Annotated in this window: 18 protein-coding genes and 1 pseudogene; 8 read left to right on the forward strand and 11 right to left on the reverse strand. The window is 40.8% G+C overall.

Annotated features, from left to right (window positions below; genetic code table 11):
- Nucleotide 1 precedes the first annotated feature (1 nt).
- Nucleotides 2-1,216 carry a hypothetical protein gene (locus DIZ80_14445; protein RDH81299.1) on the reverse strand — a complete coding sequence of 405 codons (1,215 nt, stop codon included), beginning with the start codon at nucleotides 1,214-1,216 and terminating at the stop codon, nucleotides 2-4.
- A gap of 67 nt (nucleotides 1,217-1,283) precedes the next feature.
- Between DIZ80_14445 and DIZ80_14450 the strand changes: the two genes are divergently transcribed.
- Genes DIZ80_14450 through DIZ80_14470 form a run of 5 tightly spaced genes read left to right on the forward strand, consistent with a single transcriptional unit; the run spans nucleotide 1,284 to nucleotide 4,703 of the window.
- Nucleotides 1,284-2,342: a phosphoribosylformylglycinamidine cyclo-ligase gene (locus tag DIZ80_14450; protein RDH81300.1), complete on the forward strand. Its 1,059-nt coding sequence runs from the start codon at nucleotides 1,284-1,286 to the stop codon at nucleotides 2,340-2,342.
- 11 nt (nucleotides 2,343-2,353) lie between these two features.
- Complete coding sequence (locus DIZ80_14455; protein RDH81695.1) at nucleotides 2,354-3,019, forward strand: phosphoribosylglycinamide formyltransferase; 666 nt, start codon at nucleotides 2,354-2,356, stop codon at nucleotides 3,017-3,019.
- Nucleotides 2,992-3,825: a hypothetical protein gene (locus tag DIZ80_14460; protein RDH81301.1), complete on the forward strand. Its 834-nt coding sequence runs from the start codon at nucleotides 2,992-2,994 to the stop codon at nucleotides 3,823-3,825. The genes DIZ80_14455 and DIZ80_14460 overlap by 28 nt, the downstream gene beginning before the upstream one ends.
- 11 nt (nucleotides 3,826-3,836) lie before the next feature.
- On the forward strand, nucleotides 3,837-4,367 hold the full coding sequence (locus tag DIZ80_14465) for a ribosome-associated protein (protein RDH81302.1): 531 nt from the start codon (nucleotides 3,837-3,839) through the stop codon (nucleotides 4,365-4,367).
- Between the two features lie 48 nt (nucleotides 4,368-4,415).
- Nucleotides 4,416-4,703 carry a competence protein ComFB gene (locus tag DIZ80_14470; protein RDH81303.1) on the forward strand — a complete coding sequence of 96 codons (288 nt, stop codon included), beginning with the start codon at nucleotides 4,416-4,418 and terminating at the stop codon, nucleotides 4,701-4,703.
- Between the two features lie 97 nt (nucleotides 4,704-4,800).
- Here DIZ80_14470 and DIZ80_14475 read toward each other — a convergent pair whose 3' ends face one another.
- The 6 genes from DIZ80_14475 to DIZ80_14500 form a co-directional block, all read right to left on the reverse strand.
- Nucleotides 4,801-7,371, reverse strand: a complete 2,571-nt coding sequence (locus tag DIZ80_14475) for an ATP-dependent chaperone ClpB (GenBank protein RDH81696.1) — start codon at nucleotides 7,369-7,371, stop codon at nucleotides 4,801-4,803.
- A 228-nt stretch (nucleotides 7,372-7,599) separates the two neighbouring features.
- Nucleotides 7,600-10,017, reverse strand: a complete 2,418-nt coding sequence (locus tag DIZ80_14480; GenBank protein ID RDH81304.1) for a hypothetical protein — start codon at nucleotides 10,015-10,017, stop codon at nucleotides 7,600-7,602.
- Between the two features lie 89 nt (nucleotides 10,018-10,106).
- Nucleotides 10,107-10,604, reverse strand: coding sequence for a peptide deformylase (def, locus tag DIZ80_14485; protein RDH81305.1), 498 nt, complete (start codon nucleotides 10,602-10,604; stop codon nucleotides 10,107-10,109).
- Nucleotides 10,605-10,611: 7 nt separating this feature from the next.
- Complete coding sequence (locus DIZ80_14490; GenBank protein RDH81306.1) at nucleotides 10,612-11,124, reverse strand: amino acid-binding protein; 513 nt, start codon at nucleotides 11,122-11,124, stop codon at nucleotides 10,612-10,614.
- A 30-nt stretch (nucleotides 11,125-11,154) separates the two neighbouring features.
- Nucleotides 11,155-11,898 (reverse strand): peptidoglycan editing factor PgeF, encoded by a 744-nt coding sequence (gene pgeF, locus DIZ80_14495; protein ID RDH81697.1) that lies wholly within the window; start codon nucleotides 11,896-11,898, stop codon nucleotides 11,155-11,157.
- 22 nt (nucleotides 11,899-11,920) lie between these two features.
- Nucleotides 11,921-12,958, reverse strand: a complete 1,038-nt coding sequence (locus DIZ80_14500) for a 23S rRNA pseudouridine(1911/1915/1917) synthase RluD (protein ID RDH81307.1) — start codon at nucleotides 12,956-12,958, stop codon at nucleotides 11,921-11,923.
- A 116-nt stretch (nucleotides 12,959-13,074) separates the two neighbouring features.
- Here DIZ80_14500 and DIZ80_14505 point away from each other — a divergent pair, with 116 nt between their 5' ends.
- On the forward strand, nucleotides 13,075-13,860 hold the full coding sequence (locus DIZ80_14505) for an outer membrane protein assembly factor BamD (protein RDH81308.1): 786 nt from the start codon (nucleotides 13,075-13,077) through the stop codon (nucleotides 13,858-13,860).
- Between the two features lie 190 nt (nucleotides 13,861-14,050).
- Here DIZ80_14505 and DIZ80_14510 read toward each other — a convergent pair whose 3' ends face one another.
- Nucleotides 14,051-14,389: an alkylphosphonate utilization protein gene (locus DIZ80_14510; protein ID RDH81309.1), complete on the reverse strand. Its 339-nt coding sequence runs from the start codon at nucleotides 14,387-14,389 to the stop codon at nucleotides 14,051-14,053.
- A gap of 292 nt (nucleotides 14,390-14,681) precedes the next feature.
- Complete coding sequence (locus tag DIZ80_14515) at nucleotides 14,682-16,304, reverse strand: NAD+ synthase (GenBank protein RDH81310.1); 1,623 nt, start codon at nucleotides 16,302-16,304, stop codon at nucleotides 14,682-14,684.
- Between the two features lie 66 nt (nucleotides 16,305-16,370).
- Here DIZ80_14515 and DIZ80_14520 point away from each other — a divergent pair, with 66 nt between their 5' ends.
- Nucleotides 16,371-16,601: a hypothetical protein gene (locus DIZ80_14520; GenBank protein ID RDH81311.1), complete on the forward strand. Its 231-nt coding sequence runs from the start codon at nucleotides 16,371-16,373 to the stop codon at nucleotides 16,599-16,601.
- Nucleotides 16,602-16,633: 32 nt separating this feature from the next.
- A complete protein-coding gene (locus DIZ80_14525) occupies nucleotides 16,634-18,244 on the forward strand; it encodes a hypothetical protein (protein RDH81312.1) in 1,611 nt (536 codons plus the stop codon).
- Between the two features lie 101 nt (nucleotides 18,245-18,345).
- Here DIZ80_14525 and DIZ80_14530 read toward each other — a convergent pair.
- Nucleotides 18,346-19,572 (reverse strand): annotated as a pseudogene (locus DIZ80_14530) (IS3 family transposase).
- Between the two features lie 103 nt (nucleotides 19,573-19,675).
- Nucleotides 19,676-20,110 (reverse strand): general secretion pathway protein, encoded by a 435-nt coding sequence (locus DIZ80_14535; protein RDH81313.1) that lies wholly within the window; start codon nucleotides 20,108-20,110, stop codon nucleotides 19,676-19,678.
- Nucleotides 20,111-20,209 lie beyond the last annotated feature (99 nt).

Below are 20,209 nucleotides of genomic sequence, written 5' to 3' on the forward strand. Positions count from 1 at the left end.
CTCATCCATTTAACCTGTAACGTAATATATATTTTGGTGTTTCTGGCAATTCATTTTCAGATTTTTTTTCACCAGTTTCATCACCATCCGGGTTTTCATTTAAAACCTGTTGTGTCGGCTCATCTGAATTATCAACTGGTAAATCTGCTGACACCTGTTTTTTCTCCTGATGATTGTCTGGACGCGTATCAGGCACCAGAACTTTACCCAGTGCAATAATACGTTTTAGATCACTTTCATCACCACTCAGCTCGATATGAAAATCAACCTGATATTGATTCACTTCAGTCGCATATACATTTTTAACTGGTGCCAGTGAAGACAGATAATGTGAAGCAGCTGCATATTTACTAACGCTATTTAAATCACTCACACGTAATAAAATCTCTCCATCGTTCTCATTGCCGGCAAAGACCGCAAAGCGACTGGAGATCTGATCAGTCGCCACGCCTACACCACTGCCCATAAGAATCTCCAGGTCCGGTGAAGTTAATTTCCAGCTCTCAGTTCTGTCTTCCATTAATAATGACCAGTTAACCGTCCAGCTTCCCTTTGACCAGTTCATGCGCCCAAGAACCACTGCATCCACCGAATAACGTTCACTAGCCTGTTTTACCGGACCCCAGAACTCGCCCCAGACATCAATAAACTTAATCATCTTTTTATCACGAGCATCATACTCGGGCCAGATAACAGGCAATCCCCGGCGTTTAGCCTCTTTACTCACAGCCTGTTTAATTTGTGAAACATCTGATTTTTTTAATAAATAACGGTTATTACCATCTTTAACCGCTAACCAGACAAGCACATTAGGACGCTGATAACCCCAGATAGGCATACTGTTATCCCGTAATAACTGCCTGACTTTTGCCCCGTCAAACTGCATCCATAACTTGTATTTAGGCGCAACCAGAGTACTGGTTTTTTTCATATAATCATCAATTTCAGGCTGACTCATGGCTTTATAATGATACTGGCGTACCATACGAGTCGCCTGTTTTAAATCAATCTGAGTAGGAGCCAGGCTGGTACCAGATACTCGCACTGACACCTCAATCAAACCTTGTTCAAATGCAGCGCCCCGAATCTGCTTTTCCTGACTGATTACAGGCAAACTTACTTCGTAAATTTGTTTAATTACAGCTGCCTGTGCATTTACTGAGAGGATAAATAAGCTAATTATGTTAAAAAATATTGTTTTACGGTTCATTTTCATTCGTGACTATTGCAAGGAAGATGTACAATACCACATCTTTTAATAGTGATGGTTTATCAGGTTCGCAATGTCTCAATCAGATTCACAAAATTCTTCAAAACAATCCCTTAGTTACCGTGATGCCGGTGTCGATATAGACGCAGGTGCTGATCTGGTTGAACAAATAAAGCCCCACGTTAAGCGCACTATGCGCCCGGAAGTGTTGGGTGGACTAGGCGGATTTGGTGCCTTATTCGAAATTCCTCTTGATCGCTACCAGAAACCGGTACTGGTTTCCGGCACTGATGGAGTGGGCACCAAACTTAAACTGGCATTAGAATTAAACAAGCATGACACGATCGGTATTGATCTGGTGGCTATGTGTGTAAACGATATACTGGTTTTAGGTGCTGAGCCGCTCTATTTCCTTGATTATTATGCAACTGGAAAGCTTGATAACGCGGTTGCTACAGATGTAATTAAGGGAATTGCAGAAGGCTGTATTCAATCGGGCTGTGCTTTAACAGGTGGCGAAACCGCAGAAATGCCGGGCATGTACAGTGAAGGCGATTACGATCTTGCCGGCTTCTGTGTCGGTATTGTTGAAAAAGACCAGATCATTGATACCAGCAAAGTTGAAGCGGGCAATGTTCTCATTGGTATCGCCTCATCTGGCCCGCATTCCAACGGTTACTCTCTTATTCGTAAAGTAATCGAAGTGAGTAATGCCGATTTAAGTGAAACCTGTGGTGAACAGACACTGGGTGAAGCATTACTAGCACCTACTCGTATATACGTAAAAAGCATTCACGCTCTACTTGAACAAATTGATATCCACGCCATGTCTCACATCACCGGTGGTGGATTAACTGAAAACCTGCCTCGTGTAATGCCTGAAAATACTCGTGCACAGCTTGATGTGAATAGCTGGGAATTACCTGAAGTATTTAAGTGGTTACAGCAACAGGGCAATATTGAAGATCTGGAAATGTATCGCACATTTAACTGCGGTATTGGTATGGTATTAATCATTAATGAAGAAGATGCAGATACCGCCATCGATGTGCTGAACAAAGCAGGTGAATCTGCATTTAAGCTGGGTTCAATAACAAGCTCCAACGGTGCACCAGACGTAATTATTGAATAAGTTCTGTTTTAATGAGTACACCCAGTTTAAATATCGTTGTACTGATTTCAGGCAGCGGCTCGAATTTACAGGCCATTATTGATGCTGTTACTGCAGGTCAGTTACATGCAAACATTAAAGCGGTTATTAGCAACCGCCCGGATGTTAAAGGGCTAGAACGAGCCCTGTCTGCAAACATCCCTGCTCTCACACTTGATCACAAACAGTTTGATAGTCGGGAAGCTTTTGACCAGCAGCTTATTCAGGAAATAGACCAGCACCAGCCAGACCTGATAATCCTTGCAGGTTTTATGCGTATACTCACTGATGATTTTGTTAAGCATTACAACGGTAAAATGCTGAACATTCATCCTTCGTTATTACCTGAATTCACGGGCTTAAATACCCACCAGCGAGCACTTGACGCGGGTGTTAAACAACATGGTGTCACTGTGCATTATGTCAGTAATGAACTCGATGGTGGCCCACTTGTCTTACAGGCAGTCATTGATGTAAATGAAAATGACACAGTTGAATCATTACAACAACGCATTCACCAGCAAGAACATATTATTTATCCAATGGTTATTGAATGGGCCGCACAACAGCGACTCGAAGTCATTGATCAACAGGTTTATCTGGATAAACAACCACTGGAAAACCCGGCCAAATGGATAAACAACCAACTCATCAATTAAATCTGGATAAATCTGCAATCGTTTATCTCCTGCTACTGTCTGCTTTACTGTCATTATTTACATCTAAAGCAATAGCAGAAAATTCACCTGTAAAATCAGATACCTATTTAACTGAAACATTAGAAGAAACGAGCTTTATTCTGCCCCCTAACCATCAAAGCCTGTACAGCATGGAGAAATATGGTTCGCATGTGGGTGAAATGAAAAATAAATTACACTATAAAGATGGCACAATTAACTATACCTCCAGCGCTGAAGCCAAAGGTCTGGCTTCACTTTTTATAAAAGCAGAGCCCAAAGAAACCAGCATCTTAAACTGGCCAGAAAATAAACAGTCATCTCTCCCTCAACAGTTAAGTTTTAGTTACATTCAGGGTAAAAAACATAAAAAAAATCAACAGATTATGTTTGAGCATGTGGAAACAGGTGAAACACAAATTACAGGCAGCTATAAATTCAAGCCTTATTCATTACAAAGCACCCAAACTGTCTGGGGCAGACAGTTATTACCCCTGTTAATGAGTAGTGATCTGCAGCTTGACCCTCATACCACCAGCAATAGTTTTTATATTACTGACAAGGGACATCTGCAAAAATACACCTATACTCTGGTAACGAGTGAAGACATAAAATTTAAAAACAAAATACAGCCTGTTTTAAAATTTAAACTAAGTAGAGAAGGTAGCCGACGCATGTCATATGTCTGGTTATCCAGAGATCATTACTACCTTCCTCTAAAAATTGAACAATATAAAGACGGTGACTTAAACGTCCGTATGTTAATGACACACCTGAACCTGGATTAAACAGAATTAAGATGACTGATATAAACGAAGAAGATGACGACTGGGTAAGTAAAAGCCAGCGCAAAAGAGAATGCGATGATGTTCTGGAACTGGGTGAAAAGATGATCACCATGAACCAGGATGAGCTTGATCAAATCACCATGGATAGTGAATTGCGCCAGGCTCTTGATGATGCACAGCGTATAAAATCCAATAACGCGCTTAAACGTCAAAAACACTATATAGCCAAAGTTATGCGCGGCTTAGATGATCAAACACTCAGCGGTCAGGTAGAGCGTGTATTACATAAACATGACATCTATAATGCTGAATTCAAACGCATGGAAAAGTGGCGTGATTCAATAATAGAAAATGGTGACAGGGGAATTAATGATTTTCTTGAACAATACCCTCATGCGGATCGTCACCACCTGAGACAACTGGTTCGAAATGCCGTCAAAGAGAAAAAAAACAACAAACCACCCGCAGCTTATCGTCAGATATTTAAATACATAAGAGAAGTTTCTGATGAAGCCACCAGCAACGATGCGAATGACTATTAGCTCTACTATACTAAAACTACCTATAATAAATTAATTTGAGTAATTTTCATGGACTTTACCAGCATACATAATTTCTACGAACATCTGGTGATTGATTACCTTCAGGCAGAGGTTATTCCTAGTCATGAAGATCAGTCTACCGATTTCTTTCTTGATGTCGCCTGTTATGCGCTCTCAAAACTACCGTCACGATATATGCGTCACGAAATTGATATGGCCTTTTATCTGGAATCTAAAGAGCGCGCTGAGATGATGGCTGAAGTAAAAAAACACGTAGATGAAGCAGTTCAATACATCACACAGAACTTTAATAAAAACGAACGTTACGAGCCTTAATTAAAAATAGCACGATACATCACAATTAAGGACTGACCTCACTTTTTGAGTTCTGTCCTCGATTGTGATTCCACAGACGTTATTCAGTGCAACTAACTTAAGCTGCCTTAAAGCTCAAACCTTCACCATCCAGCTCAACATCAATTACATCACCCGGTGAAAAATCACCTTGCAATAACTTTTGTGCAAGTGGGTTTTCCAGTTGTTGCTGAATAGCTCTTTTTAATGGCCTTGCTCCATATACCGGATCAAAACCTGCTTCACCCAGCCTGTCTAATACCGTCTCACTTAAATGTAGATCAAGATCTCTATCCTGCAAGCGCTGGCGTAGGTTTTCGATTTGAATAGCAGTAATCGAACGTATCTGTTCACGACCCAGAGTATGAAATACAACAGACTCATCCACCCGGTTAATAAATTCAGGCCTGAAATGCTGACCGACAATCTCCATAACAGCAGATTTCATTCCATCAAAATCACCCTTTTCAGTAAACTCCTGGATATGTTGCGAGCCAAGATTCGATGTCATGATAATAACGGTGTTTCTAAAATCAACGGTACGACCCTGACCATCTGTTAAACGACCATCATCAAGAACCTGTAATAACACATTAAAAACGTCCGGATGTGCCTTTTCAACTTCATCCAGCAAAACAACTGAATAAGGTTTACGGCGCACTGCTTCCGTTAAGTAACCACCTTCCTCATAACCTACATATCCTGGAGGCGCTCCAATTAATCTGGCCACTGAATGTTTTTCCATAAATTCCGACATATCAATGCGCACCATTGCATCTTCGGTATCAAACAAGAATTTAGCCAGTGCTTTTGTAAGTTCCGTTTTACCTACACCAGTAGGCCCTAAAAATAAAAATGAGCCATTCGGGCGATTAGGCTCAGACAACCCTGCACGTGAACGTCGTATTGCATTTGATACTGACTCAACAGCTTCACTCTGCCCCACCACTCGTTTGCCTATTTCATCTTCCATGCGTAAGAGCTTTTCTTTTTCACCTTCCATCATTTTTGCAACCGGTATTCCGGTTGAACGTGAAACGACTTCAGCAATTTCCTCTTCGGTAACTCGATTACGCAGTAAAGTCATTTCCTGCATTTCTGCCTGCGACGCCATATCAAGCTCTTTTTCCAGCTCGGGAATACGCCCATACTGTAATTCAGACATACGAGTCAGGTCATTCGCCCGACTTGCGGTTTCCAGTTCCAGTCGTGCCTGTTCAAGTTTTTCCTTAATACTGGCACTGCCATGCAGCGCCGCTTTTTCAGACACCCAGATTTCATCCAGTTGCTGATATTCCTGCTCAAGCACATCTATCTCTTCCTGAAGTTTTAACAGACGATCCCTTGAAGCCCGGTCATCTTCTTTTGTCAGTGCTTCACGTTCAATTTTTAACTGAATTAAACGCCGTTCCAGTCTATCCATCACCTCTGGTTTAGAATCAATTTCCATACGAATACGGCTGGCCGCTTCATCAATTAGATCAATCGCTTTATCTGGTAACTGTCGATCAGTTACATAACGATGAGATAAAACCGCAGCTGAAACAATTGCAGGGTCTGTAATATCAACACCATGATGAACTTCATAACGTTCTTTTAATCCACGTAAAATTGCAATGGTATCTTCAACCGTAGGTTCTTCTACCAGTACTTTTTGAAAGCGTCTCTCCAGTGCAGCGTCTTTCTCAATATACTTACGATATTCATCCAGTGTTGTCGCACCCACACAATGTAACTCACCTCTAGCTAATGCAGGCTTCAACATATTACCCGCATCCATAGCACCTTCGGATTTACCCGCACCCACCATCATATGAATTTCATCAATAAATAAAATCACCTGACCTTCCTGTTTAGAAAGATCATTGAGCACTGCTTTTAAACGCTCTTCAAATTCACCTCTAAACTTTGCACCGGCAATTAATGCAGCCAGATCAAGAGAAAGCAAACGTTTACCTTTTATACCCTCAGGCACTTCACCATTTACAATACGTTGAGCCAGACCTTCAACAATAGCCGTTTTACCTACACCCGGCTCACCAATTAATACTGGATTATTTTTTGTTCTGCGCTGCAATACCTGAATTGTTCTACGAATTTCTTCATCACGACCGATAACCGGATCAAGCTTTCCCTGCTCCGCTCGTTCAGTTACATCTACAGTGTATTTTTCAAGTGCCTGACGCTGTTCCTCTGCATTCGGGTCATTTACATTCTGCCCACCACGTACTTTTTCTATGGCATCTTCGAGTGCTTTTTTATCCGCACCAAATTCACGTAAAATTTCACCAATTCGTGATTTTTCTTCCATTGCAGCAAGCACAAACAACTCGCTCGATATGTAATCGTCTTTACGTTTTTGCGCAAGCTTGTCTGTTACATTTAATACACGCCCCAGATCATTAGACAGATGCACATCACCCGCATTACCTTCCACCTGAGGTAGATGCTCTATCTCCTCACCTAACTTGGAACGCAAACCATTTACATTTACATTACTCATGGTTAATAAATGACGTACCGTTCCACCATCCTGGTCAAGTAGAGCCAGCATTAGATGAAGTGGTTCTATAAACTGATGATCTCGTCCAACCGCGAGAGACTGCGCCTCAGAAAGCGCCATTTGAAATTTGCTGGTTAATCGATCCATTCTCATGGCATTGCCTCATTTAAATTTTCTATTAATCAACAGATATGGGTATTAACATTTTTTTCAAGGGGGTATTAATCAGAATAACTAAAATCTAATCAATATAACAGGCAGATTCAATGTCTGGAAAAACAGGGGTTTTATTATATTTAATAGTTAACTCAGACAGGTTACACCTTAATTAATAAAACCTTTAACTTTACGTCTCTGAGCTAATAATATTATTTTTTAATCAGCGAACAATTTAACCAGTTCATCAGTTAACATTGGTTTTCCCATCAAATACCCCTGCGCAATATCACAGTTGTTTTTTTCTAAAAAGGCCCAATGTTCTTCAGTAGAGACACCTTCAGCTACAACTTTTAAACCGAGTTTATGCGCCATAGCAATGACCGCAGCAGATATTTCCATATCATCTTTATCGTTCGGTATATCACTAATAAAATCTTTGTCTATTTTTAACGTATCAATTGGTAATCGTTTCAAATAATTTAATGATGAATAACCGGTACCAAAATCATCTATAGTAAGCGAGATACCTAGTGCTTTTATCTGGTCAAGTAATTCTATCGCATGATCTATCTGCTCCATTAACGTGGTTTCTGTAATTTCAAGTTCCAGGTTTACTGCTTTAAAATCTGTTTCAGAAAGAATATTCTGTATCGTCTCTAGCAGATACGGATCTCGAAACTGACGCGTTGACAAATTAACAGCTAACTCAAGATCACGCATACCCTGATTTTCAAGATTTTTTATTTCTTTACAGGCCGTTCTTAAAACCCACTTACCCAGTTTAACCATCAACCCTGCAGTTTCTGCTATTGGTATAAAGTACTCGGGTGACAACTCACCTTTTTCTGGATGATTCCATCTAATTAACGCTTCTACACCAACCAGGTCTTTAGTTTTAATATCACACTTTGGTTGATATTTAATGTAAAGCTGATCCGTATCCAGTGCATGCCTTAAATCATTTTCAATCGTTAAGTGATCTACAATTTGAGTATTCATTTCCTCCGTGAAAAACTGATAATTATTTCTTCCTGAAGACTTGGCTTTATACATTGCCATATCTGCATTTTTCAATAATATATCTGCATTCAAACTGTCAACTGGTGCCAGAGTAATCCCTATACTTGGCGTTATTAATATTTCTTTCTTTAATAACTGTATCGGATCAGACATCTTATTCATTATTTTTCTGGCCACAGAAGATGCACCCGACATACCATCAATATCCGTCAACAGGATGACAAATTCATCACCACCCATTCGTGCAACCGTATCCTGATACCTTACACACTGGCGTAACGTTTCAGCAACTTTCATTAATACAGCATCACCCACATCATGGCCTAGTGAATCATTAATACGTTTAAATTCATCTAAATCCAGATACAATAACGCGGCAGTAGCTTCTGTTCTCTTTAAGCCTTTTAATACCTGCTCAAGTCTGTCCCTGAATAAAATACGATTTGCTAGCCCGGTTAAACTATCGACATAAGCCAGCTCCTCCATTCGTAAATGCGCTTCTTTAAGCTGTGACACATCCTCAAAAACAGTTACAAAATGAGTGATTTTAGATTGTTCATTAGTAATAGAAGATACCGACATTAACACCCATATTTTTCCACCATCTTTTTTTCTAAGCTGCATTTCTCCCTGCCATTCCTGCCCAAGATTTATTCTTTCCCATAAATCATTTACTACCTGCATATCTATATCTTCCGGCTGAAATATACGTGCATTCTTATTCAATAATTCATCTTTTGTATATTCTGTTACCGAACAGATTTTGGGGTTAGCATATTCTATATTTGCATCTTGATCAGTAATTACCACCATCGAGCCACTTTGCTCAACAGCTGATGACAACATTTTTAACTTAAGTTGTTGACTACGAACATCTGTCATATCCTTGATGCCTTCAACTACACCATCATATTTTTCCTGATCATCAAGAAACGGTGCAGATTCAACCTGAATTAATACTGCATGTCCCCGTTTATGTAATACCTCTATTTCATAAATACTTGAGTTACCTTTTTTACGTTCGACAATCTGTTTTTTTATAATTTTCTGATTATTTTTATTTTCAAAATCAAATACTGAACGACCTAACATTTCATCTATGCTATAACCCAACATATCTGCCAGCGCCTGATTTACAAATCGAATATTATTATATCGATCAATAACCCATATGCCTTCGTTCAGGTTTTCAACAATTCGTTTATATCTGTTCTCACTTGCTGCCAGATCCCGCATAACGGTAAACACATGCTGAGCCCAGCCTTTTTCATCTCTTTTTATAACACTGGCAAACACTTCAACTTCGCACCAGTCACCCTGCTTACGTTTAAAACGTAAATTACAATTGAGTTTCTTAATTTCACCAGAATATAATTTATTAAACAGGCTTATTATTCTGGCATGATCATTAGGGTGTATTTGCTGCCCCCACCAACTTTGAAAAATTTCAGCTGAGGGAATTTCTTCGGGTTTATAACCCAGGATTTGAGCCCATGAATTAGAAAAATTCAGGCTAGGTGAAGGGGGTAAACAAAAATCACATAAACCAACATTGCACAGGCTGATGGCCAGAGCATTGGACTGCTGAATATCTAAACTTAATCCCTGTGACATATATGTTTTTTTAACCCATTACTTATTACTTTAATAATAGGTGATAAACAGAGAATATGTTGATATGGCTAGTTTTCTGCGTGTAAATTTTATTTTTTATATTTTTTACGTTTAAACAAGTCACTGCGACGACTAACTAATCGGTCCAGAAACAGCAGACCATCCAGGTGATCCATTTCATGCTGTATTGCTCTAGCTTCAAAACCGCTAGACTCAATTTCATGTGATTTACCGGTTTCATCCGTATAGTTCAGTTTGATTTTCTCAGCACGAATAACATTACCCGTAAAATCTGGAACTGATAAACAACCTTCACGCCCCATATCCATGCCATCCCAGGCAGTAATTTCAGGGTTAATCATTATCATATGACCGTGGTTATCGACAGGTTTTCGCATATTGGAAACATCAACTATCACTACGCGTTTAAACATATCTACCTGAGGTGCTGCAATACCAACGGCACCCGGTCCCTGCTTTCGAGTTTCTTCAAGCTCTTTTATAAAGTCGAGTATTTCTTTATCAATTGTTTCAACACTTTCAGATAATTGTTTTAAGCGCTGATCAGGATAGATCAAAATTTCCATTTAACGACTAACCCCTTAATGTATTAATTTCATCGAGGTTAATTTCAATATCCGTATTTAAATCATCAAGTGCTTTTTGCAAAGGATCAATGCCATTTTTTGCGATACCTTCCATTGTCATAATGTAAATCGGCTTATCTTTACTTCCACCAACATCTGTTTCCAGATCAATAATATTCAAACCGGCAAGCGCTAATGCTGATGTTACCTGCGCAACAATGCCACCTCTATCGGCTCCATAAACGGTAACCTGAACATCCGGTTCTATTCTTGATACATCAGTATTTACATCTTCATCAATATGTAGATGCAAATTCATTTCTTTACAAATACCATCCAGTATCTGATGCAGGTCTTTATCACTCTCATGAGAAACACGTAACATAATGGCGAAATTAGCACCTAGTCGCATCATAGATGCCTGAGCCAGATTGCATCCTCGCTGATACAGAGCATCTGTCACCGCTGCAACAATGCCCGCCTGATCTGCCCCTACCAATGTTAAAACCGACCACTTCATTAACTGTCTCCAGATTTAATTTATATAAAATCATTCAAACCAGATTAGACTGGCCTGACGTCCTGTTTTACCATCTCGTCGAAAGGAATAAAAGCGATTCGCATCATTGTAAGTACAATACTCACCACCATATATTGCTCTTATGCCCATGTTTTCCAGTCTTAGTTTTGCCAGTAGATAAATATCAGCTAAATAATGCCCCGGTCGATTTTCTTTAAAAGCCTCTATCGATTTAGCCTGATTATCTATAAAAATATCACGAACTTCTTTACCCACTTCGAAAGCCTGTGCACCTATAGCCGGCCCCAGCCAGACCAGCAATTGTCCATGCCTTTCATTTAGCGCAGCAACCGTAGATTCAATCACGCCATCAGCCAGCCCACGCCAGCCTGCATGTGCAGCAGCTACTTTTGTGCCCTTTCGGTTACAGATTAAAATAGGCAAACAATCCGCCGTCATTACCGTACAGATCGTATTCGCTGCCTCACTAAAGGATGCATCGGCATCAGTTAGAGCCGAAGATTGTTTTGATTTTATATATTGCGCATTGACGGCACGATTACCATGCACCTGATCGAGCCACACCGGTTCATCAGGAAGATGAAACTGCTGTTTTAATAATTCACGATTAGTTAGAACCTGCTGTGCGTCATCCTCCACATGCAGTGCCAGATTCAAACCGGCATATTCTCCTGTGCTTACCCCATCATTACGAGTAGTACAAAATGCATGAACATTATCTGCTGCGGGCCAGTCAGGTTTAATAACCTCTATGATTGGATCTTTAATGTTGACTTTAATGCTCATCCGTAAATTCATCTGAAAACTCTTCCATGAAATCACTCTGGTAATATTCGTCATCCTGACTTACCTGTGCAATATCATCTTCCAGTACTTTTACGAGCTGTTTCATATCATCGGGTAAAGGGGCGCTCCACTCCATGTGTTTGCCTGTAGACGGATGTATAAGCCCAAGTTTTCGAGCATGTAGAGCCTGACGATCAAAACCACGTAACATTTCTTTTAACTCATCACCACATCCCGGTGGAAGCTGCAATCGGCCACCATAGGTTTGATCGCCCACTAGCGGGTGTTTCACATGAGCCATGTGCACACGAATCTGATGGGTACGCCCGGTTTCAAGATTAACCTTAATACGACTATGCCCTCGATAACGATCCAGAACACGAAAATGCGTTATAGCCTGTTTACCTTCGGGCTTTACTGCCATTTTTTTACGATCACGACCACTTCGGCCAATTCCTTTATCAATTGTTCCACCCGAAGTGAATACCCCTAAGACTATAGCGAGATATTCACGGTGCACAGTGCGTTCCTGCAACTGCTCTACTAACAATTTATGTGCTTTTAGGGTTTTGGCAACCACCAGCAAACCGGAAGTATCTTTATCCAGCCGATGCACAATGCCTGAACGGGGCACCCCATGTAATTTTTCATCATGAAAAAGCAGTCCGTTCTGCAAAGTACCGTCCGGATGTCCTGCACCCGGGTGCACGATCAACCCTACGGGTTTATTGATAACCAGAATATCATCATCTTCATAGATGATATCCAACGGGATATCCTGAGCAATAACCTCTTCATCACACATTTCATGCTCAATGCTAACCTCAAGTAACTCACCACCAATCACCTTGTCTCTGGCCCTTGGAGTAGCTCCGTCTAACTTAACCCGCTCGGCTTTAATCCACGCCTGTAGACGGCTACGGGAATAATCAGGGAACATTTTCACTAAAACCGCATCTAATCTCTGAGATGCATATTCAAGTGGAATACTTATTTTTACTGTTTCATGGTTTATACCATCGGACATAGACGACTTCTCTTGTATAATGTCTGCTTAATCTGAACTGAAAGCATTTTAACCGGCTCAATATTAAATAACACTGCTTAACTTTTTTATTTACACAACATGCTACACCGAGAATTATGACACGATTACTTTCTACCCTTATTTTATCTTTGTTTCTTATCGCCTGCAGCGATGACGGCGTTAAAAGCGACCCTTACGCCGACTGGAGTGCACTCGACTTTTATGATGAAGCCAGCACAGCTCTGAATGCAGGGGAGTTCGAGGAAGCCATTAAAAACCTTGAAAACCTCGAAGCACGCTTCCCTTTCAGCCCTTATGCCAGACAGGCCCAGCTGGATGTAGCATATGCTTATTATAAATTCGAAGAACCGGAATCAGCTATAGCCGCTGCGGATCGTTTTATTAGAATTAACCCAAGAGACAAAAATGTTGATTATGCCTACTACTTAAAAGGCCTGGCTGACTACAACCGGGGCACAGGATTTCTGGACAGCTACTTCCCCCGCGACCTGTCACAACATGATAACAAATCAATGGGCGATTCTTTACGCAGCTTTTCCACACTGGTTGAGCGTTTCCCAGACAGCCGTTATGCCAATGACGCATACCAGCATATGGTATTTTTACGCAATAAACTGGCAGAAGCCGAAATACATGCAGCTGAATATTACATAAAACGTAAAGCCTGGTTAGCCGCAGCCAAGCGCGGTCAATACGTACTGGAAAACTACCCGACAACCCCAGCCAGCCGTAAGGGTCTGGCCATTATGGTGCAGTCTTATAAAGAACTAGGGTTAAATGACCTGTCAGCTGATGCACAATCTGTTCTGGATGCAAACCCGATTGTGACCGAAAATCTGGCGGATAATACAAATACAGAGCTGGAAGCACCTGAGAAGTAAACTTGAAAGGCATAAGTCACTGCTCAGGCACATAACCATCGGGGACTGAGCATCTTTCCCGCTCTGTCCCCTGTTGTGATACCATCAAGAGCTTTACAGAGTCAGTTTACTACCACTGTCAACGCATAGTGGTATGCGTTAAAGGGCACTTTCACTCTACTCCCAAAACTATAAATATTATTATTTTTAATTAAGCCTTCTTCACATGTTTGGATTTAAGCTTTAATCCGCCTAGCCCTGAAATTTTACAGTCAATATCATGATCTGCATTCTCAGCAGGATCAATCAAGCGAATATTTTTAACCTTAGTACCCACCTTAACCACGGATGAAGAACCCTTTATTTTTAAATCTTTTGCGACAATAACCGAGTCGCCACTATTTAGAATATGTCCGTTCATATCACGCACTAAAGACTCATCAAGCGATTCATCTTTAGGCCACTCATGTCCGCATGATGGACAAACAAACATGTCTCCATCTTCATAGGTATATTCAGAAGCACATTCAGGGCATTTAGGTAAAGGCATAAGATTAGACAGTCTTGAAATAAGTTACGCTATTGTAATAGTTAACTACGTTAAAATAAAACCAATTGGAATTTTACTCTGCCCACAATATTATTTTCCATCGGGGAAAGAGCATCTTTCCCGCTCTGTCCCCTGTTGTGATGCCATCAAGAGGTTTACGGAGTCGGCTTACTACACTGACAGGGCATAGTTGTATGGGTTAAGGGGACGGAGCGCACAAAGCAGCGTTCCATCCCCGATGGCTATGTACCTTAGCAGGGTAATTAAACCCGACCGGAAAAATTGACTAAACCTAACCTCTCCGATAACCCGACGTAATCGGATATCGTCTATCCCTCCCAAACGCTCTTTGTGTAATCCTTACCCCCGGTGGTGCCTGCCTTCGTTTATACTCGTTGATTTGCACCATTCTTAATATTTTATCCACAGTCTGTTGCTCATAACCCGCATCAATAATCTGTTGTCTGGGTTTATCTTCTTCAACGCTCATTCTTAAAATGGCATCCAGTATGGCGTAATCTGGCAGACTATCCTGATCTTCCTGATCTTCTCTTAATTCAGCTGAAGGAGGCCTGTCTAAAACCCGTTGCGGGATAACCTGTTTAACTGAATTTCGATAATCACACAGCGCATACACCAGTAGTTTTTCAACATCTTTAAGCGGCGCAAAACCACCTGCCATATCACCATATAAAGTGCAGTAACCCACCGCCATTTCACTTTTATTACCTGTGGTCAGCACCATTCGACCCAGCTTGTTAGACAATGCCATTAATATCACACCCCGACAACGGGCCTGAATATTCTCTTCTGTCGTATCCACTTCAGTATTAGCAAATTCATCTTTCAATGTTTCAAGAAAAACCTGAAATGTGGGCTCAATTGAAATCACCTTATAATCCACACTCATTATGTCGGCCTGAGCAGCTGCATCATCCAGACTCATTTGTGCTGTGTAACGAGATGGCATCATCACCGCATGCACCTGATCACTACCCAGCGCATCAACCGCTACTGCCAGTGTTAATGCTGAATCAACACCTCCGGACAACCCAATAACCACACCATTAAATCCATTACCCTTTACATAATCTCGAACTGACGTAACCAGCGCTTTATAGATATTAGACAAATCACTTTCTGGTTGATGAAACGGTGTGTTTACAGCGGTTACCGATTGATCTTCATGCAACTGATAATGCAATAAGGCCGGTTCAAAATCGGGCCCTCGGCCCACTAGTTCAGACTGGGCATTCATCACTAAAGAGTCACCATCAAACACCAGCTCATCCTGTCCACCAACCAGATTCAGGTAAAACATAGGTAAAGCAGCCTGTTTTTGACGATGACGTAACATATCCAGACGTTGTTGATGTTTATTTCGGTGATAGGGAGATGCATTTAGTATAACAATCGCCTGTGCGCCGGCATCTTTAGCTTTTTGAACCGGTTCATCAAACCAGGCATCTTCACAGATAATAATGCCTATTTTCTGCTGTTTGATTTCAATTAACAGCGGTTCCTTACCCGACTGGAAATAACGTTTTTCATCAAAAACAGCATAATTTGGCAGGCTATATTTGTGATACTCACCCGTCACCTTACCTTCAGAGCAAACAACAGCGGCATTAAATAACTCATGCTGATGTAATCGCGGTGCACCAAAAACAACGATTAAACCAGCTGTATTAATCGCAATTTCATTGATTGCAGCTTCAATTTGATTAATAAACCCCTGACGCATAAGAAGGTCTTCAGGTGGATATCCACTCAGCGCCAGCTCGGGAAAAATAACAATATCGGCACCTGCCTGTTTTGCCAGATGCGATTGGGATATGATTTTCCGGGCATTCGCTTTAATATCACCTACCAGAAATTGTTCCTGAATCAGGCATAGTTGTACGGCTTCAGTCATAGTGTGTGTTAGTTTAGAATAGTTTCAATTACTTAATTTTATCAGAGATAAGGGCTGTTACCGAAAATGTTTAAAAGTGTTTTAATTATTATTTTTGTTATTGTCATGCTTTTTGTTATACGCACCGTATTACAACGTCTAAAACAACCTGCCACTAAAGCTAAGTCACTCAATACTCAGGACACTGTCAAATGCCTGCAGTGTAATACTTACATACCCCGTAACGATGCTATTGTTAAAGGTGACACGGCTTTTTGCAGCACACAACATCTTGAAGACTGGAACCAGAACCATTGAGTTACGACACTAACAGCCCTGATTACTCCACCATGACTAATCAAGGCGATGAAATTACCTGGCGAGCGCTGAAGCAACTTAACTTATACCGTTTAGTTCTGGCAACCGGATTACTGGCAGCGTTTAATAACAGCGAGTGGATGATTTTTCTTGGTAGCCAGAGTCCAGAGGCTTTCGTATTTACAGCTTCTATTATGCTTATTGGCGGCCTGCTTTATGTGGTAACCGGTTTAAGAGGTCGCCCCAATTTTGAAACACAGATAGTTATTACAAATGCCAGTGATATTCTGTTAATTACTCTGTTATCGCATTTCAGTGGTGGTTTAAGCAGCTCTTTAAGCGTTTTATTAATCATCAATGTCACAGCTACAGGCACATTCTTACGTGATCGTGATTCTTTTTTATTCGCTGCTTTGGCTTCCATTGCGGTACTCAGCGAACAAACCTACAGTATGGCGCAGGGTATCAGTAACGCAGCCGAATACACCCGTGCCGGTTTGTTAGGCCTTGTATTCTTTGGCACAAGTTTTCTTGCATCTATATTATCTAAACGCGCCCGTGAATCTGAAAAACTAGCTATAGAGCGCGAAGCGGACATTATAAGTCTGGAAATTTTAAATGAAGATATTATTCAAAACATGCGAACAGGTATTATCGTAGTAGATATTGACGGACATATTCGTTTGGCCAATAGCTCAGCCGAAGCCTTACTAGGAAACATTTCTTTACAGGACAACCCTTTACTGGAAAACATTCTACCCGCTTTAGACGCGCGTTTTCTTCAATGGCAGGAACAACCCTATACTCATCACAAAGCAATTCGTCAGGAGCACGGATTACCGGATATTCAGCCCGGGTTTCGTAAGTTACAACGTACAGAACATGAAACAACGGATGACGATAGCGGAGGAACGAGTGATACATTAATTTTTCTGGAAGATGCAACCCAGCTAAACCAGCGTTTTCAACAAATTAAACTTGCTTCGTTAGGCAGGTTAACAGCAAGCATTGCCCACGAAATACGCAACCCCTTAAGTGCGATTAATCATGCTGCGCAACTACTAGATGAAGGAAACCTAAGCCCTGGCGATAAAAAATTATCCTCCATAATAACTACACAAGTGCAACGATTAGACAAAGTGATAGAAAATGTATTACAACTATCGCGTCAACAACAGGGCAATATAGAAACTATAGAATTAAAACGATGGCTGCAGTATTTTTGTGATGATTTTTTGCAAACTAACAAACTAGGTAAAGACCAGTTACAGCTCGATATATTATTAGATGAAGTCATCATTTTATTTGATTCCAGTCACCTTACTCAAGTAATGTGCAACTTATGCACGAATGCTATCGTACATAATGACAAAGCACTTGAAAAAATTAAAATTATTATTAGATGTGGTCACGATAAAAAATATGATCAACCATTTATCGAAATCATTGACAACGGTCCTGAAATCCCTAAAAAAATAGTTCAACAAATTTTTGATCCCTTTTTTACTACAAGCACAAAAGGTACAGGTCTGGGTTTATATATCACCAAGGAAATGATCGAAAGCAATAGAGGTAAAATAATCTATACTAAATCAGGCGATGGCGAAAATTGCTTTAAATTATTATTTATTAGCAGAAAATAAGCTGCAAACAACGCACCTAATACTCACCTGACATTCGGTTTCAATTACTGAATAATAAGTAAATATTAACTGTCCCGTCCTGAAATACGTTGACGGTTAAATTAAGCCAGCTGCATTTCGCAGTTGGCTTTTTTATGCACTTCATCTGGTGTTTTCATATCCAGACTCAAGTGCCGCCTAAATCGATTATAAGCTTCAATGGATTCTTTCACCAATTCTTTTAAATCATCGAACGTTTTACATCTATAAATTAAAAATTCCTGTTTTAATATCCCGTTAATGTGCTCAGCCGGTGCATTCTGGTAGCAATCATATCCGTCTGTCATTGAAGGCGTGATTTTATATTTATGCAGGGCATCCTGATATAAAACTGAACAATATTGTGATCCTCTATCAGAGTGATGCAGCAACGGCAATTGACTTTTTCTGTTACTTGCCGCTTGATCAAGTGCTTTAACCACATCACTGGCTTTCATTCCATGGTTCAACTCATGCCCCATTGTTTTGCGTGATAACGCATCTGTCACAAGAGATAAATAATGTACATCTTCATCACTTTCAACATAGGTAATATCACTGAACGAAGACCTGTTCCGGTCGTTTTATATTAAGACCCTTAAATAAGTTAGGGTGTTTTTTCATCCAGTGTTTGCTGTAGGTTGTCTTGGTGTAACTACGTCTGTGCCTTATTAATAGCTTTCCCTCGCGCAAATAATCAAACAAACCATCACGGCCTATTTTAATGCCGAGATCCTCTAGCTTGGGTTTAAGCAAAAAATATAATTTCCTTGTTCCAAGGTGAGGCAGGTATCACCGTATATCAAGTACGAGAGCTTTGATTGGCTCCCATTTTTTTTACGTTGTTGATCACGCTGATGTTGTTGATAAACAGCTTGTCTGGATATCCCGAAGAGACGACATGAAGCCGCCAGGCTTACACTCTCTTTTTGCTGGAGGCTCCTAGCGCTTCGGGTAAAAGCTTTTTTCGAATGGCGCCTCCAATTTGTTCATCGATGATATCAACCATTTCATTAAGAACTAGATTGCGTAACCGCTCATCGTCAAGCTCGCTCTCTAGCCGTTTAATTTGTTGAGGTGGGGTTTCTTTTGAAGGGTTCATGGACAACTCACTGGGTTTTAGACCAGTCTAATTTACCATGTTTACGCAACCAGACTAAAACAGTGCTTCTGCCTTGAATACCATAGGTGGACTATGCTTGTTTATACGTTAATTCACCCGACTCAATGCGTTCTATAATGCCCAATTTAAAGCCCGGGCTATAATCTTGTTGAGTACGTTTACGTGCTATAGGGTTATTCTTTTTCATCAATAAGTCCTCAGAGTGACAACTTATCTCAGGACGGGACATAGGCAAATAAAAAGCCCCGCTTTACAGCGGGGCTTTTCAAACTAAACTAACTAGCTAAGTTTTAAAGCCCAGCACCGTCAACACATTGAGGTGTCGTTGCACCACCTGACATACTTACCGCTACATAAGAGATCTCACCGCTAGTATCTGCAACAGTCGCTGTAACTCGGCAAGCACCTTCACTGTAAATGATATCACCGCCTACACCTATAACTCCAGTGAAGTCAGCCGCAGCTATCGCCGTCACCTCAGCCGCCGCCGCAGCATCTGTAACCAAACCTGCACAGCCTACACCCGTTACAACACAAACCTGTCCTTTCTGTGCCCAACCAATCGCACCTTTCATAGCTGCACCACCGTGAGCACCACCGATGTAGTCCTGATACGCTGGTACTGCTACCGCTGCCAGAATACCGATGATCGCAACAACGATCATTAATTCGATTAGTGTGAAACCCTTTTGGGCTGTTGCCTTGATAGACTGTAAATTTTTCATGTTGCCTGCCTCTTTAAGTTTGATCAGAAATTTTACAAGTAAGCCGCTTATTCGCTTAACTTCACCTGTAGAAACTGTATAGCTTTCGTTTTAGCTTGT

This window comes from endosymbiont of Galathealinum brachiosum (assembly GCA_003349885.1).
In the GTDB taxonomy this organism is placed as follows: Bacteria; Pseudomonadota; Gammaproteobacteria; order SZUA-229; family SZUA-229; genus SZUA-229.

What these genes read in the sequence shown, in the direction of transcription:
- DIZ80_14490 (RDH81306.1), bottom strand. Translation starts at nt 11,124, where the DNA reads ATGAAGTGGTCGGTTTTAACATTGGTAGGGGCAGATCAGGCGGGCATT.
- DIZ80_14450 (RDH81300.1), top strand. Translation starts at nt 1,284, where the DNA reads ATGTCTCAATCAGATTCACAAAATTCTTCAAAACAATCCCTTAGTTAC.
- def (RDH81305.1), bottom strand. Translation starts at nt 10,604, where the DNA reads ATGGAAATTTTGATCTATCCTGATCAGCGCTTAAAACAATTATCTGAA.
- DIZ80_14475 (RDH81696.1), bottom strand. Translation starts at nt 7,371, where the DNA reads ATGGATCGATTAACCAGCAAATTTCAAATGGCGCTTTCTGAGGCGCAG.
- DIZ80_14525 (RDH81312.1), top strand. Translation starts at nt 16,634, where the DNA reads ATGACTAATCAAGGCGATGAAATTACCTGGCGAGCGCTGAAGCAACTT.
- DIZ80_14445 (RDH81299.1), bottom strand. Translation starts at nt 1,216, where the DNA reads ATGAAAATGAACCGTAAAACAATATTTTTTAACATAATTAGCTTATTT.
- DIZ80_14465 (RDH81302.1), top strand. Translation starts at nt 3,837, where the DNA reads ATGACTGATATAAACGAAGAAGATGACGACTGGGTAAGTAAAAGCCAG.
- DIZ80_14460 (RDH81301.1), top strand. Translation starts at nt 2,992, where the DNA reads ATGGATAAACAACCAACTCATCAATTAAATCTGGATAAATCTGCAATC.
- DIZ80_14455 (RDH81695.1), top strand. Translation starts at nt 2,354, where the DNA reads ATGAGTACACCCAGTTTAAATATCGTTGTACTGATTTCAGGCAGCGGC.
- DIZ80_14535 (RDH81313.1), bottom strand. Translation starts at nt 20,110, where the DNA reads ATGAAAAATTTACAGTCTATCAAGGCAACAGCCCAAAAGGGTTTCACA.
- DIZ80_14500 (RDH81307.1), bottom strand. Translation starts at nt 12,958, where the DNA reads ATGTCCGATGGTATAAACCATGAAACAGTAAAAATAAGTATTCCACTT.
- DIZ80_14520 (RDH81311.1), top strand. Translation starts at nt 16,371, where the DNA reads ATGTTTAAAAGTGTTTTAATTATTATTTTTGTTATTGTCATGCTTTTT.
- DIZ80_14505 (RDH81308.1), top strand. Translation starts at nt 13,075, where the DNA reads ATGACACGATTACTTTCTACCCTTATTTTATCTTTGTTTCTTATCGCC.
- DIZ80_14510 (RDH81309.1), bottom strand. Translation starts at nt 14,389, where the DNA reads ATGCCTTTACCTAAATGCCCTGAATGTGCTTCTGAATATACCTATGAA.
- DIZ80_14470 (RDH81303.1), top strand. Translation starts at nt 4,416, where the DNA reads ATGGACTTTACCAGCATACATAATTTCTACGAACATCTGGTGATTGAT.
- DIZ80_14480 (RDH81304.1), bottom strand. Translation starts at nt 10,017, where the DNA reads ATGTCACAGGGATTAAGTTTAGATATTCAGCAGTCCAATGCTCTGGCC.
- DIZ80_14515 (RDH81310.1), bottom strand. Translation starts at nt 16,304, where the DNA reads ATGACTGAAGCCGTACAACTATGCCTGATTCAGGAACAATTTCTGGTA.